Annotated in this window: 16 protein-coding genes; 8 read left to right on the top strand and 8 right to left on the bottom strand. The window is 39.4% G+C overall.

Annotation, left to right across the window (positions count from 1 at the left end; genetic code table 11):
* The first annotated feature begins 332 nt into the window (after window positions 1–332).
* From RWN13_RS21595 to yidA, 3 genes are all read left to right on the top strand, one after another.
* Complete coding sequence (locus RWN13_RS21595; RefSeq protein ID WP_314067896.1) at window positions 333–1,199, top strand: lipoate--protein ligase family protein; 867 nt, start codon at window positions 333–335, stop codon at window positions 1,197–1,199.
* Window positions 1,196–2,551, top strand: a complete 1,356-nt coding sequence (locus RWN13_RS21590; RefSeq protein WP_314067895.1) for an HD domain-containing protein — start codon at window positions 1,196–1,198, stop codon at window positions 2,549–2,551. Before RWN13_RS21595 ends, RWN13_RS21590 begins: the two co-directional genes overlap by 4 nt.
* A gap of 175 nt (window positions 2,552–2,726) precedes the next feature.
* Window positions 2,727–3,530 (top strand): sugar-phosphatase, encoded by an 804-nt coding sequence (gene yidA / locus RWN13_RS21585; protein ID WP_314067893.1) that lies wholly within the window; start codon window positions 2,727–2,729, stop codon window positions 3,528–3,530.
* A 79-nt stretch (window positions 3,531–3,609) separates the two neighbouring features.
* Here yidA and RWN13_RS21580 read toward each other — a convergent pair whose 3' ends face one another.
* A complete protein-coding gene (locus RWN13_RS21580) occupies window positions 3,610–4,053 on the bottom strand; it encodes an NUDIX hydrolase (RefSeq protein ID WP_314067892.1) in 444 nt (147 codons plus the stop codon).
* 168 nt (window positions 4,054–4,221) lie between these two features.
* Here RWN13_RS21580 and RWN13_RS21575 point away from each other — a divergent pair, with 168 nt between their 5' ends.
* The 4 genes from RWN13_RS21575 (at window position 4,222) to RWN13_RS21560 (ending at window position 6,969) form a co-directional block, all read left to right on the top strand.
* Window positions 4,222–4,596 (top strand): VOC family protein, encoded by a 375-nt coding sequence (locus RWN13_RS21575; protein WP_314067890.1) that lies wholly within the window; start codon window positions 4,222–4,224, stop codon window positions 4,594–4,596.
* Window positions 4,597–4,722: 126 nt separating this feature from the next.
* Window positions 4,723–5,544 carry a MerR family transcriptional regulator gene (locus tag RWN13_RS21570; protein ID WP_314067888.1) on the top strand — a complete coding sequence of 274 codons (822 nt, stop codon included), beginning with the start codon at window positions 4,723–4,725 and terminating at the stop codon, window positions 5,542–5,544.
* Between the two features lie 2 nt (window positions 5,545–5,546).
* Window positions 5,547–6,053 carry a ClbS/DfsB family four-helix bundle protein gene (locus tag RWN13_RS21565; protein ID WP_314067887.1) on the top strand — a complete coding sequence of 169 codons (507 nt, stop codon included), beginning with the start codon at window positions 5,547–5,549 and terminating at the stop codon, window positions 6,051–6,053.
* A gap of 94 nt (window positions 6,054–6,147) precedes the next feature.
* The gene (locus tag RWN13_RS21560; RefSeq protein ID WP_314067886.1) at window positions 6,148–6,969 is read left to right on the top strand and encodes an NUDIX hydrolase; all 822 of its coding nucleotides are present in this window, start codon (window positions 6,148–6,150) and stop codon (window positions 6,967–6,969) included.
* A gap of 32 nt (window positions 6,970–7,001) precedes the next feature.
* Here the strand turns inward: RWN13_RS21560 and rlmN are convergent, their stop codons facing one another.
* Window positions 7,002–8,078 carry a 23S rRNA (adenine(2503)-C(2))-methyltransferase RlmN gene (gene rlmN / locus RWN13_RS21555; protein ID WP_314067885.1) on the bottom strand — a complete coding sequence of 359 codons (1,077 nt, stop codon included), beginning with the start codon at window positions 8,076–8,078 and terminating at the stop codon, window positions 7,002–7,004.
* Window positions 8,079–8,284: 206 nt separating this feature from the next.
* Here rlmN and RWN13_RS21550 point away from each other — a divergent pair, with 206 nt between their 5' ends.
* The gene (locus RWN13_RS21550) at window positions 8,285–10,405 is read left to right on the top strand and encodes a sodium:proton antiporter (protein ID WP_314067883.1); all 2,121 of its coding nucleotides are present in this window, start codon (window positions 8,285–8,287) and stop codon (window positions 10,403–10,405) included.
* 42 nt (window positions 10,406–10,447) lie between these two features.
* On the opposite strand, the gene RWN13_RS21545 is transcribed toward RWN13_RS21550, so the two are convergent.
* The 6 genes from RWN13_RS21545 to RWN13_RS21520 form a co-directional block, all read right to left on the bottom strand.
* A complete protein-coding gene (locus RWN13_RS21545) occupies window positions 10,448–12,841 on the bottom strand; it encodes a DNA translocase FtsK (RefSeq protein WP_314067880.1) in 2,394 nt (797 codons plus the stop codon).
* 113 nt (window positions 12,842–12,954) lie between these two features.
* Window positions 12,955–15,036: a DNA topoisomerase III gene (locus tag RWN13_RS21540; protein WP_314067879.1), complete on the bottom strand. Its 2,082-nt coding sequence runs from the start codon at window positions 15,034–15,036 to the stop codon at window positions 12,955–12,957.
* Complete coding sequence (locus RWN13_RS21535; RefSeq protein WP_314067878.1) at window positions 14,984–15,343, bottom strand: DUF1033 family protein; 360 nt, start codon at window positions 15,341–15,343, stop codon at window positions 14,984–14,986. The genes RWN13_RS21540 and RWN13_RS21535 overlap by 53 nt, the downstream gene beginning before the upstream one ends.
* Window positions 15,344–15,672: 329 nt before the next feature.
* Window positions 15,673–16,515 (bottom strand): MetQ/NlpA family ABC transporter substrate-binding protein, encoded by an 843-nt coding sequence (locus RWN13_RS21530; protein WP_314067877.1) that lies wholly within the window; start codon window positions 16,513–16,515, stop codon window positions 15,673–15,675.
* A gap of 33 nt (window positions 16,516–16,548) precedes the next feature.
* Entirely contained in the window at window positions 16,549–17,238 is a 690-nt protein-coding gene (locus RWN13_RS21525; protein WP_314067876.1) for a methionine ABC transporter permease, read from the bottom strand.
* A complete protein-coding gene (locus RWN13_RS21520; protein ID WP_314067874.1) occupies window positions 17,235–18,269 on the bottom strand; it encodes a methionine ABC transporter ATP-binding protein in 1,035 nt (344 codons plus the stop codon). Before RWN13_RS21520 ends, RWN13_RS21525 begins: the two co-directional genes overlap by 4 nt.
* Window positions 18,270–18,295: the final 26 nt, after the last annotated feature.

Here is an 18,295-nt window from a genome sequence, read left to right as displayed (position 1 = left end):
CCCTTACTTCTAAGCAATCATAGATTGTAAGAGTAACGGCTCTCCTTTTACTTTGCTGGTCCGATGTCCCTTACTTCTAAGCAATCTCAGGCTGTAAGAGCAATAACCACTTTACATTTGTTCACTTACCAATCATATGTAAATTAGTGTACTGTTTTTCAGTGAATTTATCAAGTCAGACCTTATTTTAGCTGAAAGTTTAACCTTTCCTGAGATTCCAAGCTTTTCCAGTTTAAATCCTCACATTTTAAGGCTCAATCGTTTATAATGAGAAGCGAAGTAGTTTTTTTGTGCCTTTTTGGCAAGTCTCCACGTAGAAAGATGATGATAACATGACATTAATTAACACTATTTTTAATCAAGCACCCCTTTATACCTTTAATCAATCGACATCAGCGTCTGATATTTTAAGTCCTTTTGCTTATACCGACGTTTTAACAAATGAAGCTAGCGACAGCCAACAGTCTTTTCTTCATTTTTGGGAAAATGACAAAACAGTTATTCTGGGAATGAAAGATACCCGATTGCCTTATCTGGCAGATGGGTTAAACATCTTAAACGCCTATGGTTATCGTTACCTTGCCCGTAATTCAGGCGGATTAGCTGTAGTATCTGATGCAGGGATCTTAAACGTTTCACTGATCATTCCTGTTCCTGAGAATCAAACAATCAGTATTACTGAAGCCTACGACATCATGTGGCAGGTGATAAAAGACAGTTTTTCTGACTTTCCCGTTATCATTGAAGCTAAAGAAATTAGTGATTCTTATTGTCCAGGCGAGTATGACTTGAGCATCAATGGACGGAAATTTGCTGGCATCGCCCAAAGACGAATTCGTCAAGGCATAGCCGTTATGATTTATCTAAGTGTAAACGGGCCACAAGCTCAAAGGGGTGAAATGATTCGCAAATTTTACCAAAAAGGATTAAAAGAGCAATTTGGTCAAAATGGCTATCCACCTGTCAGAGTCGATTCCATGGCCAATTTAAGCGACTTACTGGAAACCCCTTTAACAATCAACGACGTTAAAGACCGCATAATGGAGGTTTTCCGTTCCACATGTCACAGTCAGCTGCAACTAGCTACTCTTGAATCCTTTATACTAAAAAAAGGATTAACAGCTAAATTAGAAAAAAACATTGAAAAGATGGTTCGACGCAATGCAGATATTATCCAGATAGGAGTTGATACACCTTGAGCATCCCTTATAAAGAACAGGAACTTACCATTGAAAAAGTTTTTCGTGACCCCGTCCATGATTACATTCACGTCCAACATCAAGTGATTCTCGATTTAATTAATGCCAAAGAATTTCAACGTTTAAGACGGATTAAACAGCTAGGAACCACGTCTTTTACATTCCACGGTGGGGAACACAGTCGATTTGGCCACTCCCTTGGCGTTTATGAAATAACACGACGGATTTGTGATCTTTTTCGTCGGAACTATTCGATTGAAGATGATCCGGAAAATGGCTGGGATGACAGTGAACGTTTGGTAGCCCTTTGCGCCGCATTGCTCCATGACGTTGGCCACGGACCTTATTCCCATACTTTTGAAGGAATCTTTAATACCAATCATGAAGAATTCACTATGATGATTATTACCTCACCAGAAACAGAGGTTTTTCAAATATTGAACCAAGTAGAAGAAGGCTTTCCTGAAAAAGTCGCTAGCGTTATTCGCAAAGATTACCCGAACCCTCAAGTAGTTCAAATGATTTCCAGTCAGATTGATGCTGATCGAATGGATTATTTATTACGAGATGCTTACTTTACTGGCACAGAATATGGAACCTTTGATTTGACTCGTATCTTACGAGTGATTCGCCCTTACAAAGAAGGCATCACCTTTTCGACAAATGGAATGCACGCTGTAGAAGATTATATTGTCAGTCGTTATCAAATGTATATGCAAATTTATTTCCACCCAGTTTCTCGCGCTATGGAAGTAATTCTCGATCATTTACTAAAAAGAGGCACCCTGCTCTATCAAGAAGATCCTCACTATTATGAAGGCCACTCACGCTTACTAATTCCTTTTTTTGAAGATAATTATTCCCTAGATGATTACCTAAAATTGGATGACGGAGTCCTTAACACTTACTTTACTGTTTGGACAGATGATAAAGATCAAATTTTAAGCGACCTAGCTGCTCGCTTCTTAAACCGTCGACCATTTAAATCCGCTCGATTCCAACCAGATATAGATGATGATTTAATTGAAGAGTTAAAATTGCTTATCGAAAGAGTCGGTTTTAATCCAACTTTCTATACGGCTGTTAATACCAGCTATGATTTACCATATGATTTCTATCGCCCTGATCAAAAACACCATCGAACTCAGATTGAATTAATTGAAAAAGATGGCAGTCTGATTGAATTATCAAAAGCCAGTGACCTTGTAGCTGCTTTAGCAGGTCAGACTCATGGTGATGAGCGCTTCTTCTTTCCCAAAGAAATGGTACAAAATGATAAAACCAATTTATTCTCAGATGAATTCACAGAGTTTACAGGTTATCTTCATAATGGGGCCCTGAGACGCCCATAATCTGATACTCTTAATTAGATATATTGGGTCTCTCATAGGTTTAACCCAATCAATACCAGACTTACAAGCACCAGAAATTTTAATTGTTTGTCTGAGAGGTCTATTACGTCAGGCAGTAACGTCTCAGAAAGAACTATGCTACCACAAAAAACGTTTACCAAAGGAGCTTTTTATTTTGTCTATAAAACTGATTGCCATCGACATTGACGGCACCTTAATTGATTCAACTCATCAACTCCATCAAAAAAACATTGATACCTTACGAAAAAAATCAGCAGAAGGAGTTAAGATTGTTCTTTGTTCTGGCCGTCCAATGATTGGTATGTTACCTTTTGTTGAGCAACTTGGCCTAAATGTAGAAAATGAATACACCATCAGTTACAACGGCGCTTTAGTTCAGCATAATTCCGATCAGAAAACCTTGATCGAACATACTCTTAGCCACGCTGATTTCCTTAAAATTACTCAGTTAGGGGAAAAGCTGAAGCTAAAGATGCATGTCCTTGACAGAAATCATATGTACACTCCTAATCGTCAGATTAGTGAGTATACCGTCTTTGATGCCTATGCAACGCAGATGCCGTTACAATATTGTCCTTTAGATGAGATGCCAAAGACGTCCTTTAGTAAAATTATGTTTGTCGATAAAGCAGACTTATTGAAAGAGGCTGTTCTACAAATTCCAGCTGAGCTATACGATGAGTATACCATGCTTCATAGCATGCCATTTTTCTTTGAATTTCTAAATAAAGAGGCAAGTAAAGGGCGTGCAATCCGTGATTTAGCACAGAGATTAAACATCAAACAAGAGGAAATTATGGCCATTGGTGATAATGAAAATGATTTGGATATGCTAACTTTTGCTGGGATCGGTGTCGCAATGGCCAACGCTTCCGAAAACGCAAAAAAAGCCGCCGACGTCATCACAAAATCCAATGACGAACAAGGTGTGGCCCATGCGATAGAAACCTGGGCATAATTCTGATACCTGATAAACAACAATTTGCTTATTAACATAAAATTAAGAGGCTAAGGGATTTTGTCCTTAGCCTCTCTTACTAGTGATTGCTTAACCACACTTTAACTGCCCATTTATGACTGCCTCGCTTTAACTTTTCAACGGCTTCTTCAATTGCGAACCATTCAATTACATTAAAGTCTTCCAAAGGTACGCAAGCTTGTTGCCATTTTTTAGCCGAAAAAAAATAAGCGGGATTATGAAAATGAGTATCACGATGACGGGAATAAAAATAATCATCAGCTTGACCTAGATAGCTATCAATTTCTACTTCAAACCCCAGTTCTTCCTTCACTTCTCTATGAATCGCTTCCACTTGAGTCTCGCTACTTTCAATTTCGCCACCAGGTAAAAAATACGCTCCATTGGGCGCCTGAACTAAGACGATTTGCTCCTCTTGATTCTGAATAATGATATAAGCCCCATGTCTTTCAACATAATTAATTCCTACATTTTTTTCGCCAAAAATTGGAACATCGGTCATCTTTAGTTAGTTCCCTTCAGTTTTATCTCTATTTTACGTTATCCCAGACTTCTGTGCAACAAGAAACCTCTTTCTCCATTCCCTTTAAACAATCATTTAACTAGAATTCCCAATCCTCACTGTGCTAGAATAGAGGAGTAAACCGTTAACTTGAAAGGATGATTACTTATGAAAATGGCACACACTTGTGTCCGCGTAAAAGATTTAGAAGCCTCAGTGGCGTTTTATCAAGAGGCTTTTGATTTTAATGAGTCCCGTCGTCGTGACTTCCCTGAAAATAAATTTACTTTAGTTTATTTAACCTTACCTGGAGACGGTTATGAGCTAGAACTAACTTATAACTATGATCACGACGCTTACGATTTGGGCAATGGCTACGGTCATATTGCTATTGCAACAGATGATTTAGAAGGCTTACATGCCAAACACTCAGCTGCTGGTTTTAATGTAACAGATTTAAAAGCACTGCCTGGTGTCCCCCCTTCTTATTATTTTATTATTGATCCCGATGGCTATAAAATTGAAGTCATTCGCGAAAAATAATGTTCTTACCGACTTAACCGACTAATTAACTTTAGTCGTTTTTTTTATCTTTTATTTGACTCTCACACTATGTCAGAGTATATAGTATAATTAATCACAAAATAACATCTTATAGGAGTGGTTTACATGTTTAAAATTGGTGAGTTTTCGCGCTTGTCTAATACAAGCGTTCGAATGTTGCGTCACTACGATAAACTTGGCTTACTAAGGCCTCATTTGGTTGACGCCGAATCAGATTATCGTTATTATCAAGCATCGCAACTTGGGACTGTGAACAAAATCAAACAGCTTCAAGAATTAGGCTTTTCCTTAGGGCTTATTAAAGATATGTTAATCAATCAACAGGATTTACCTGAGCGCTACTTTGAAGTTCGGCAGCAAGAAGTCGCTGACGAATTGGCCCAGTTAAAGCGACAACAGCTACTAATCGATTCGGCCAAAGATATTATTCAAAAACGCAACACCCTTCCTCATTATCATGTAGTTGAAAAAAATATTCCTCAACGTCAGGTTATCAGCGTCAGGCAAGTGATTACTTCCTATGAGGAGGAAGGCCGGCTATGGGAAATTCTCGGAAACGAATCCCAAAAACAGCAAATAAAACTAACCACACCGTCATTAGGCTTAACGCTTTACCACGGTGAAGAGTTTCAAGAACAAGACATTGACACCGAAGTCCAAAGTACCGTTAGCGGGACATACGAAAATACAGATCTGGCTCAGTTTAAAACAATTCCAGTAACCTTAGTGGCTTCTGTCACTTTCAACGGCAGCTACGAGCAAATGCCCTTTGTAGCTGAAGCAGTTGCTATTTGGATGGAGGTCAATGACTATCAATTAACCGGTCCTATGTTCAATATTTTTCATGTCTCCCCTGCTGAAACTATCTTTCCCGAAGATTGGGTAACAGAAGCTTGTTATCAAATTAGCCTACGAAAGGATGATTAAACATGGCACGCCCCAAAACAAAAGAGGAACTGTTAACCTTGAGCAAAGCCCACTATCAACAACTCTTAAGTTTAATCAACTCATTCTCTCCCGAGGAACAAATTGGCATCTTTCCATTTGAAGATCGAGATCGCAATATACGTGACGTCCTAGTCCACTTACACGAGTGGCAATTAATGATGAAAAACTGGTACGAGATCGGTATGAACGGTGAAAAACCTGTTATGCCTCGTGAAGGCTATACCTGGAAAACCACTGCTGACATGAACTTGGTTATCTGGGAACACTATCAAACCACCAGTTTTATAGAGGCCTTAGCCCTCTTAGATGAAAGCCATCAACAGATGTTACACTTGATAGAAGGACATACGAATGAAGAATTATTTATAAAAAAAGTCTATCCATGGACAAACACAACCAGTTTAGGTGCTTACTTTGTTTCCGCGACATCCAGTCATTATGACTGGGCCTTAAAAAAAATTCGACAATATCGACGTGCACTAAAATAGTAACCAGGCTTTTCTTGTTTTACTCACTGCGCTTTTCTGTTACAATAAAGTATATAATACTTTTAATTCAAGTAATGGAAAGGTTGGATGACTCATGACTCGTTTTTCTTCTAAACAAGCAGAAAAACATTATTATGAAACAGAAGCAAGTGAAGAAGAATTTCTAGTATGGTACTCTCAACAAGACCTGCCAAAGTATGAAACACCTTCAGTGACAGTTGATAATGTTTTACTCTGTTATAACCGTTCCGAGGATCAGCTTAAAATTTTATTAGTCCAACGAAATACCCATCCTTACCAGTATTCTTGGGCACTTCCTGGTGGCTTCGTCAATCGGAATGAAGCAACAGAAGACAGTTGTATCAGAGAAACTAAAGAAGAAACTGGCGTTGCTATTAACTTTCAAAATATTGAACAATTACATACCTTTAGCACGCCTAACCGTGACCCTCGTGGCTGGGTTATTACGGTTAGTTACTTGGCTTTTATTGGTGAAAATCCACTGACAGCTGGTGATGATGCCAAAGCTGCCAAATGGTTTACCATTAACCGCGAAGGCCATTTGCTTAAATTAGAAAATGGCCAGCACGATGCCATCATTTTAGATTTAAACTCTGAGAAATCGATTGGCAATGAAACACTTGCCTTTGACCATGAACGAATCATTTTAAAAGCCTTTAAACGTGTTCTTAATAAAATGTACCATGAACCAAAAGTGCTCCAAATTCTGGGAGAAGATTTTTCAATAACAGAAGCCCGTAAAGTTTTTGCCAAATTTTTAGGCGTTGATTACAAGAGCATTGACCACTCCAACTATAAAAAAGCCATGCTTGATTATTTTGTTGAGATTGGTGAACGCCCCACTGGTATTGGACGGCCATCTAAAATTTATCGCTTAAAACAATTAAAAGAATAAAAAAGTGGCCCACGATTGTGAGCCACTTTTTTTTATTTACGAGCTACTCGCTCTTTTTTCTTAATTTGTTTACTGCGTAATTGACCACAAGCTGCATCAATGTCGGTTCCTTGTTCTTTACGAATGACACAGTTAACGCCATTTTTCTTTAAAATATCGTAAAAGGCCAAGACATCTTCTTTAGTACTACGACTGTATTGGTCGTGTTCACTAACTGGATTATAAGGAATCAAATTGACATAAGTCAACTTTTTCTTATCCTTTAATAACTCAGCCAATTGTCGGGCATGCTCTGGGCGATCATTGACGTTTGACAACATAATGTACTCAAAGGTAATGCGACGATTTGTTTTTTCGATGTAATCATCAACAGCTGCCATTAATTTCTCAACAGGATTACTGCGATTGATTCGCATAATCGACGTTCTGACTTCATTGTTAGGTGCATGCAATGAAATGGCTAGATTTACTTGTAAGCCATTTTCCGCAAATTCACGAATTTTGTGAATCAAACCACTGGTTGAAACCGTCATATGGCGAGCGCCAATCGCCAGACCTTTAGCATCATTGACGATATATAAGAACTTCATTACATTATCGTAGTTATCGAAAGGTTCGCCAATCCCCATAACAACAATATGGCTAACTCGCTCATCATCGCCGCGTTCATCCAAATAGAACTGAACTTGCATAATTTGTGCGACAATTTCACCTGCCGTCAAGTCACGTTGTTTTGTTAATAATCCACTGGCACAAAACGTACAGCCGATGTTACACCCGACTTGGGTGGTCACACAGACAGACAAACCGTATTCATGGCGCATTAAGACCGTTTCAATCATGTTTTTATCGGATAATTCAAATAAATACTTAATCGTACCATCTTGAGATTCTTGTACCACCACCTGGTTTAAGGGACTCATATCAAAGGTTTCTTTTAATAAATCGATGGTTTCTTTTGATAAATTACTCATTTCAGCAAATGTTTTTACTCGTTTAATATAGAGCCAATCCCAGACTTGGGCAGCACGGAACTTTTTGTCACCTTGTTCTTCAAACCAAGTTTGAAGGTCGCTGATCGTCAAGCCGTAAATCGATTGTTTATCCACGCTATTTCCTCATTTCTCATATCTTCCTTCGAATACTATATCTTAAATCCGCCTTTAATGCAATAACCGATGAACATCTCTATCTGAATATTTGTTATTGTTTCTTTTTTAGTCACACAATATTTATCAAATATCTCACATTAAAACAAACAATTATTGACCTATTTTGACTTTTATTTGATATAATAATATGAGAGGTGATGTGTATGAATGTTTTAGTAGCAAGTATCATGATGATAGTTCTTGTTATTATATCCAATATAATTAGTCATTATTTAGTCGCAGTCCCTACTGCTTTAATCGAAATTGCTGTAGGACTTATCATCGCGCTAGTCTTTGATATTGAAATAAACTTAGAAGCTGATTGGTTTATGTTGCTTTTTGTGGCACCCTTGCTATTTAACGATGGCAAGCTCTTTCCTAAAAATGAGCTGTGGGAACTAAAAGCACCTATTTTCGCTTATGCCATTTGGCTCGTCCTTTTAACCACTCTGATTGGTGGTTTCTTTATTCACTGGTTGATTCCAGAGGTTCCTTTGGCCTTGGCAATGGCGCTAGTTGCCGTCCTATCGCCAACAGATCCTGTAGCAGTTCATGGGATTGCCGAACAAATCAAATTACCACCTAAAATATTAAGTTTAATCAGTGGCGAAAGTCTGATCAATGATGCCAGTGGGCTAATCGCCTTTAAGTATGCTTTGGCGGCCTTTATGACCGGCCATTTCTCTGTAACACAAGCCGCTGGCGATTTTATGTACATGGCTTTAGTCGGTGGTTTAATTGGAATCGCACTGATTTCATTTGCCCACTTCTTACGTGTTTTTCTAGTTCAACAAGGGATTCAGGATGTGGTTCTTCATACGACTATCCAAATCTTAACCCCCTTTGTCATTTACATTTTAGCAGATGAAGTGGCTCATGCTTCTGGTGTGATTGCCGTTGTTGCTGCTGGTGTTTTGTCCATTAATCAAGCACCTATTTTTAGAAGTCAACATTCCGAAGTTCGTCTCGTTACAAATAAAATGTGGGATATTTTAGTCTATCTTTTAAACGGTCTAGTCTTTATTTTACTTGGTATCGAATTGCCAATTGCCATGCGTGGTACGATTGAAAATCCCTTAATCCACAACGGCACCTTACTTTTCTGGATCTTGTGTATCTGGATTTTCTTATTGGTGATTCGAGTGGCGTGGTCGTACATGTATATGTGGCTCACTTATTTACGTAAAAATAATGGTAAAAATGATAAACCTTCGTTTATTACCGCCTTAATGACTGGTTTAACAGGTGTCAGGGGGGCTGTTACTATGGCCTCCATCATGTCCATGCCGCTTTTCCTACCTAGCGGAGAACTCTTTTTAGAACGACCACTGATCATCACACTGGCTTGTGGTGTGATTTTAACCAGCCTGATTGTTGCCACTGTGACTTTGCCAATCTTAACCAAACAGAAAAAACGATTGGCTTTAGTTGGGGATGATTGTTCTGCTAACTCTGATTTACTCAATAAGCAAGTCGTTGAAGGGACTGATTCCAACTTAACGGAATTAGAAGCTCGCAAATTGATGATCAAACATGCGATTCTCGTCTTAAAGCAGGAAACCTTAAGCAAACGGGATCATATGATTTTATCTGATTTAATTCAAGAGTTTGAATCCCGCTTACGTTACCTCTATCGAGAACAAAACGACGATCAAACCAATCGTTTATATGCTACGCTAGAAAAACAAGTTCAGGAAGTAGCGATTGCCGGTGAACTCCACGGAGTTGAACAAGCTGTCAAAAACGGTGAGGTTTCGGAGCGGTTTGCTCGAAATTACTTAAAAATTGTCGCCACTAAAAAAGAAGCTCTGCAACCTGGCTTTGTTAACTCACTTAAGCGTATGCTGACAATTTTGCGTCGTCAAGGTAATTTAGTTTTCTGGCGAATCAAATCCAACCAGCAGCCTGAACAAATGCTACTTGGTGAAACCTCTATTCTTAAATTAGAAATAGAAAGTACCAAAGGCGCCATCGACTTCTTGAGAACTTATAAAAAAGGCCTTGATGGAACTAGCGATGGTATTGACTTACATAAACATATCGTCAATCAAAAGCACCATGAGTACTTAAATAAACTTCAACGAATTAAACAACTAAGTACTCAAAGTAAAAAAGATTACCAAAAACTAATGCAGGAATATTACATGAAGGCACTTGATGCTGAGCGTGAAACGGTTCAAGATTTATTTCAAAATGGCCAAATCACCTTAAGTATGGCCAATCATTTAAGACAATCCTTGAACTATTATGAAAGCTCTTTGCTGCAAAGTGACAGCCAACATTAAAAGAAGCCTGACCAACGATGTATTCGTTGGTCAGGCTTCTTTTTAAATATCTAAACTTTCCTGGCCCGTGGGCTCTTCTTCTGGCATAAAGCTTACTAATACTTTCCGCGGCTTGCTGCCTTCCGGTGGACCCACAACTCCCTGCTCCTCCATTTGATCAACGATTCGAGCTGCTCGATTATAGCCAACTCGGAAACGTCTTTGTAGCATGGAAATACTAGCTGTGTCCATTTCAATCACTAGAGCAACTGCCTCATCATATAATTCATCAAGAGGCTCACCATTGCCAGAGCCGCCACTCGGTTCATCACTTGGCATCATGCTTTCCTGATAATCGGCACCTTGCTGTTCTGTAACAAAACTAACGATGTCTTCAACTTCCGAGTCAGAGATAAAAGCTCCTTGAACCCGAATCGGTTTATTTTCACCCATTGGCAGGAAGAGCATATCCCCTCGTCCCAGCAATTTCTCAGCTCCATTACTGTCGATAATCGTCCGCGAATCCGTTCCACTTGAAACGGCAAACGCAATTCTCGATGGCACATTGGCCTTAATGATCCCCGTAATAACATCGACACTTGGTCGTTGAGTCGCTAGAATCATATGAATCCCAGCAGCTCGTGCCATTTGAGCAAGTCGAGTAATGGCGTCTTCGACTTCATTACTGGCAACCATCATCAAGTCCGCTAACTCATCAACAATCACGACAATAAAAGGCAGAACTGGACGATTATCACCGTCTTCCATATTGTGTTGCATGACCAATTGATTATAACCCGTCACATTTCTAACACCACTGCCAGCAAATAATTCGTAACGACGTTCCATCTCTGTTACCACTTTATGCAGCGCTTGAGCCGCTTTACGAGGATTAGTCACAACTGGCGTTAAAAGATGAGGAATGCCATTGTAGACATTTAGCTCCACCATTTTCGGATCAATCATCATCATTTTAACTTCATGGGGCTTCGCACGCATCAGGATACTCGTAATAATCCCATTAATACAAACCGATTTACCACTCCCTGTGGAACCTGCAATCAGTAAATGGGGCATTTTAGCCAAATCTGCTGAAATAACTGAGCCTGAGATATCTCGTCCTAGAGGCACTTCCAACAAGTTGTCATCGTGCTTAGGCTGAGCTTCGATAATATCACGGAACGAAACGGTGCTCACTGCATTGTTGGGCACCTCGATACCAATCAGAGACTTCCCTGGGATCGGTGCCTCCATTCGGATATCCTTCGCGGCTAAAGCTAAGGCCAAGTCATCTGTTAAGCCCACAATTTTACTAACTTTTACCCCAACCGCTGGCTGAATCTCATACTTGGTCACTGACGGACCTAAGCTGGCACGCACCACTTTAGCATCTACGCCAAAGCTCTTAAAGGTATTCTCTAAGACGCCGACATTTTTTTCAATCGATGAATACTCATCACTTTGATCCGTTAAAGGAATCTCATTGAGAATATCAGAAGGTGGCAATAAATAGTCTCTGTCTTCCGTTTCTTCAGGAATTTCAAATTCCAACTCTTCGTCAGATACTTCGTTCGCTTTTTTAGCCGGTGTTCGCTTAATTGGTTCTTTTGCCTCAGTTTGATATTGATTTTGATAGCTATCAATTTCCAAAGCTAACTGCTCTGGTTCATCGTGCTTCTCGATAATCGTTTCCGCTACTTCTGAACGAGCCAATTGCTCCCCTGGCGATAAATCACGGACACTATTTTTGCGTGCCTCTTCAGCAGCAGCCTCATCAGCTAACCTTTGTTTTTCAGCTGCCTCGGCTTTTTGCGCCGCTTTGATTTCTCGTTTTTCGGCTAACTTTGCTTGGCGTTCGCTTAAATTTGATCCTAATTTCGAGCCACCAATTTTTAAGAAATCAACTACTTGGAACCAGTGAATATCCGCAATTAGAAAGCCTCCGATTAACATCAGCAGTCCTGCAATTAAATAGGTTCCTAACTGAGACACAAGGAAGTAGCTAGTGCCATAAAGGACTGCCCCTATCATCCCACCGCCGACCGATTCATTGATCACATTGCCTCGAATCTCCGTGAATAATTTTTGCCAGGTTACACTGATGATGTTCACATCTGGTAAAGCAGCTTTAAATAGCCAAGCATGTAGCAACATTAACAGACCACAATAAAAAACCATCGCACCAATTACTAATTTTTTCTTTTTAAATTTTAATTCTTTCCCCATAAACACTAAAAGCAAACCGTATATAATCAGTAAAACGCCCAACACAGGATAGGTATTTCCTGCGATAAAACGAAACACATTTGCAATTAATATGCCGAGAAAGCCAAGTTTTAACGTGCCGAATAAACCAAACAAAACAAAAATAATGCCAATAAATAAATAAACCATTCGCTCTTGTTGCGCTTGCTGCTTTTTAGTCATCTTCGCACGGGTGTTTTTCTTCTTCGCCATCTCAAACCTCCCCTTCTATATCTAGCAGTCACCATCGATGACCGTTACTTCCCTATTATACACGAAAAAAGAGAATAAATAACTTCTTATTCTCTCTTTCCTTTTGGCATTAATTACTGATCTTTCATCGCTGCTTTCAGAGCTAAAGCCAGAGGACTCTCTTCGACCTCTGTTGGCTGGCTGTATTGTTTCAGTAATTTCTTTTCTTCATGTTTGGTCATTTTTTTCTTGCGTTCTTTGCCTGTCGGAATTTTCTCCGTAATCACACAGTACTTGCACTTGAAAAACTCACCGTTCTTACCTTCATGAATCTCCATCTTGCGGTGGCATTGAGGACAACGCTTATTGGAGACCTTCGGATCTTTACGGCGACGGTAAGAACAACTCTCACTGGTACAGACAAACACTTTACCATCGCGGGTATTTCGCTCACGAAGAGGTGACCCGCAATCTGGACATTCTTTAGACGTGATGGAAAAGTCGGTATATTTCTTATCGCTGACTTTGATTTCCTTTACTAATCTCTCAGTATCACGTTCAATCTCCTTAATAAAATCTTGGCTCTTTCGTTTACCATGAGCGATTTCTTCCAAGGCTTTTTCCCACTTTTCAGTCAAATCCGGTGAGACCAACGAAGGATTAACCAATTTTAATAACTGTTTACCTTTTGGACTAACTGTCAAACGGCTATTGGTTCGTTCCATTAATTCAGACTTAATTAATTTCTCAATAATTTCAGCCCGAGTCGCTGGCGTACCTAAATTGTGTTTCTCCATGCCTCCAAGTAGGGTCCCTTCATTTAAAGGACTTGGTGGACTGGTCATTTCTTTATTAATCGTAAAATTAGCAGGCAGGGTCATGCCTTCTTTAAACTCAACTTGTTTTTCATTCTCTTCTTTAGCACTTGTTTTCCAGCCGATTGTTTCTATTTTACTTTGTCTAAATACAAACAGTTCTTGGTCAATCTTCGCTTCAATGGTTTGTTGATTGGAAACATGGCTGTCAGCAAATAAGCCCAAGAAACGCAGCGTAATCATCTGATAAATTTTTTGCTCATCGTTGTCCATTTTTTCTGGACGGGCTGCTTGTTCTGTTGGTATCAAGGCATGGTGATCCGTCACTTTGCTATCCTGAAATACTTTTGTCACTTTAACTTGAGCACCTGTGCGAATATACTTTTTCGCTTCCTCTGGGTAATAGCTTGCTACTGCTTGAAGCCGTTCTTTCATCGTGGCTTTCATATCCATCGTCAAATATTTGGAGTCTGTCCGAGGATAGGTCACGACTTTGTGGATTTCATATAAACTTTGAACCAGTGACAAAGTTTTTTTCGCCGAAAACCCGTAACGCTGATTGGCATCCCGTTGAATTTCTGTCAAATCGTAAGGTAGTGGGGCCGGTTCTGTTTTGGTTTTATTTTTAACACTGGTCACTTTCCCACTTTTAGAGGTCAGTTTCGCCAATAACTCATCGGCTTGAACTCGTTCTTTTAATTGACGAGGATTCTTTAATTGCAATCGTCCTTTTGCCCCTTGGTAAACTAAGTCAATGGTAAAAAAGTTTTCTGGTCGGAAGGTTTCAATTTTCTCTTCCTGACTACGGACTAAAGCCAAAGTTGGTGTTTGCACACGTCCCGCCGATAAACTGTCTTCATATTTAACAGTCAAAGCTCTGGTGACGTTCAAGCCAACTAACCAATCAGCCTCTGCCCGGGCCAAAGCTGAGTGATACAAATTGTCATATTTTTGACTAGGTTCCAATTTTTTAAACCCGTCTTTAATGGCTTTTGTTGTTTGGGAAGAAATCCACAACCGTTTAACAGGCTTATCAAAACGGACGTATTCTAATATCCAACGCGCCACTAATTCACCTTCACGTCCAGCGTCGGTCGCAATGACTGCTTCTTTCACATCTTTCCGTTTAGCCAACTGACTGATGGCCTTTAGCTGATGACCTGTTTTGGGTAGTGGTTTAATCCCTACTCGTTTAGGAATCATCGGTAACGTCTCCATACTCCAAGCAGACCAGTCTTTATTGTAGTCCTCTGGCATCTTTAATCCTAATAAATGCCCCAGAGCCCAAGTCACAATCACATTCGGGCCTTCAATATAACTTTTATTCTTTTGCGTAGCCCCAAGTACCTTAGCTAAATCTCTTGCAACACTTGGTTTTTCCGCGATAATTAATTGTTTCATCGCTATCCTTTCCATCTTCTGATAATTTTAAACAGTTTTTCAGAAGCATTAAGCCTTTATATTGTTGGAGATCCTCATCACAGTCATCACAATAAGCAAATTCTCCTTCATTCCAGAATGCCGTTAAACAATCCGGCTTCTCTCTCATCATACTATATTCTTCCTTCAATTGGGAAAATTTTTCAGCATAAGCCAATTTGGCGCTAGCTAAATTATCGAAGACTTGTTCTTCGACAATATCATCCTGCCAGTCATCAAAAAACCACCATGGTTCATTTTCACTGTAAGTTACAATTACTTGATACATGTTGTCTCATCCTATTCTCATTTTATTCACTGTTAATAGTCTAATCTCTTTTGAATCATTCCGCAAACTTTTGAATTGAAAATAACGTCACTTGCTGACTGATACTTTGGCAATAAAACTCAGCTGAATACGCTCTCTTTTTTAATTGGCTTTCAACCAAGACTGATTTTAAGGTATCTCGCTTCTTATTTTAACATAAGTCATTCTCAATAGCATGCTGTGTTTTCAATCACAACCCCTAAAAAGATAATGGAACAATCGTTATCCAAAGAAAAAAACTACTCACGTAATGAGTAGTTTTTTTAGAACGATGCTATAATAATTTATTATTAGTCACTAACAGGTTTTATCTTACCGTCCCACTTCTCAGTGATCCAGTCTTGAGTTTCTTTAGAACGCAAGGCGTTAAACAACGCTTCAATGGCCGGGTCGTTTTCATTGTCAGTCCGCACCGCTAAAATATTGCCATAAGGTGAGTTATCTTTTTCAACAATCACACCATCTTTTTCCGGTGATAAGTCGATGCCACCCGCAAAGTTCGCGTTAATTGCCACTAAATCAGCCTCATCATTTTCATAAGTGGCTGCCAATAGCTCTGGATTCACGTCATGATTAAATTTCAGATTTTTAGGGTTTTCCTCAATATCATCAAAAGTAGCAGTTGTTAAGTCCGTTCCCTCTTTAACTTTAACAAGACCTTCATCTTGAAGCATCGTGATGATCCGGCCCCAATCCGATTCAGAGTTACTGGTAATAATCGTCGCGCCATCTTTTAAGTCTTTAATGTCTTTGATACGTTGAGAATACAAAGCCATTAATTCAATGTGAATCGCGCCTTTGTTAACAAAATCATCGTAACCACTTTCTTTAACTGTTAAATCAAAAAATGGAATATGTTGGAAGTAATTAGCATCAATTTCCTTTTCTTCCAATGCTTTATTTGGTAACACGTAATCGTTAAATGGGACAACTTCTAACTCAATGCCTTCTTTTTCCAGTTGCGGTTTCACAAATTCTAAAATCTCAGCATGGGGCGTTGGTGATGCCCCAACTTTCAATGTGGTTGTTTCTTTCTTGCTACCATCGGTTGCGGCCTTATCCTTGTTGCCACAGCCCACTAAAGCTAGCGCTAAAGCTGAAACAGCTAAAATCCCGAGTAATTTCTTTTTCATACTAAATCCCCTCCACTTTTACTTTTTATATAATTAACGTTTATCCATTCGTTTAACAGCAACATCGCCGATTCCTTGAATGATAAACACAATTATCAAGATACCAATCGTAGCAAATAAGGTGACGGTTGGTTTATTACCTGTAAAGCCTTCTCGATAAGCCAAGTCACCAAGACCACCGGCACTAATTGCCCCAGCCATGGCTGTGAACCCAATCATCGTAATCGTCGTCACTGTCGCCCCTGAAATTAAGGCAGGCATACTTTCCGGTATCAGCACTTTGAAAATGACTTGTAGACGATTGGCACCCATAGCATCAGATGCCTCTAAGACACCACTATCAACTTCTCTAAAAGCCATTTCAACCAGGCGACCAAAGAATGGGGCCGCTGAGATTACCAAAGGTAAAATGGCCGCTTTTGGACCTAAGAAAGAGCCTATCAATACTTTAGTAATCGGAATTAGTAAAATAATCAAGATGATAAAAGGAACTGAGCGGCAAATGTTACTAATGATCGAAATCACATTATATAGAACTTTCGTCAGGTTATTGTCTTTGCTTTTGCCTAAATAATAAAGCAATAGCCCCAATAATAAGCCAATGATAATCACAAAAACCATTGAAACACTTGTCATATAAAGAGTTTCCTTTGTTGCTTTAATAAATTTTTCAGAATCCAATTGACTAAAATCAAAGTACTGTTCTGTTAATGTTTTTTTCATGCTTGTCCAACCTCCACGCCAACGCCTTCTTCTTTAAAGAATTGAATGGCCTTGTCAATTTCTGCTTCGGGCCCGGTCACTTCTACAATCAAGGTACCAAAAGAACTGGTTTGGGTCTGTTGAATCTGCCCTTGAATCACATTGACATCAATTTGACAGTGACGAATTACGTTTGAAATAATCGGACTTCGGGCCTTATTCCCTTCAAATGTCAGCTGAACGATCCGACCTTCAGCAAACGTTTCAGCTAAGAAACTTAAGGCATCAGGATTATTGCCGGTTTCAGGCACTGTCTCTTGTTGCACAAAGCGTTTGGTCACTTCTTGTTTAGGGTTGCTAAAGACTTCCAAAACATCCCCCTGTTCCACAATTTTTCCTGTTTCCATTACGGCTACTTTATGGCATATTTTACGAATAACATGCATCTCATGGGTAATCAGAACAATTGTTAAACCTAACTGCTGATTGATCGATGCTAACAAGTCCAAGACCTCATCCGTTGTTTGAGGATCAAGAGCACTTGTGCCCTCATCACAAAGGAGAATTTTAGGATCGTTTGCCAGAGCTCTGGCAATTCCTACCCGCTGTTTTTGCCCCCCTGATAACTGACTTGGATAAGCATCTTCCCTACCATCTAAGCCAACTAATTTGATCAGATCCAAGGCCTTATTTTCTCGTTCCCTCTTAGACAAGCGGCTTAATTCCAAGGGCAGGGTAATATTTTCAATCACGGTCCGTGACCATAATAAATTGAAATGTTGAAAAATCATGCCAATCTCTTTACGGAATTCACGCAGTTTTTTACCGCTTAAGGCAGCAACATCTTCTTGATCGATTAGTACTTGGCCAGAAGTAGGAGCTTCTAAACCATTTAACAAACGGACTAACGTACTTTTACCTGCACCAGAATAGCCTACAATGCCAAAAATTTCTCCTTCTTCCACAGAAAAATTAACATCAGATACCGCTGTTACTGTTCCGTTTTTGCCTCTAAACTCTTTTGATACTTGCTTCAATTCAATGAGCGCCATTCATTTCACACTACTTTCTTTTTGTC

Origin of the sequence: uncultured Vagococcus sp., from assembly GCF_963518325.1 — a bacterium.
GTDB lineage: Bacteria > Bacillota > Bacilli > Lactobacillales > Vagococcaceae > Vagococcus_D.
This window is presented reverse-complemented; position numbering and strand designations above follow the sequence as displayed.